This is a genomic window from Vibrio sp. HI00D65, assembly GCF_001635455.1.
GTDB lineage: Bacteria > Pseudomonadota > Gammaproteobacteria > Enterobacterales > Vibrionaceae > Vibrio.
Map to the genome: position 1 here is coordinate 1 of NZ_LWEH01000114.1, position 219 is coordinate 219.

Sequence of the window (219 nt, forward strand, 5' to 3'; positions counted from 1 at the left end):
CTGCTTTTTCACTTGGTTGATATCGTACTTACGACCGCTGTAGATGAAGATAGCAACAAACAGTGCTACACCGACCAGGCGAATCACGATTGACACATCAGGCCATACCAAAGCAACACCTAAGGCAATCAATACTGCGCGCAGCACAAGATTGATTTCACTCTCGAGGTAGCCTTCGATCGCTGCAATAAACGCATAAGTACCAATAATAGCAAAGCC

1 pseudogene is annotated in these 219 nt (G+C 45.7%); it reads right to left on the reverse strand.

Annotated features, from left to right (window positions below):
• A pseudogene (locus A3712_RS10170) lies at window positions 1–219 on the reverse strand (TRAP transporter permease); the annotation flags it as partial.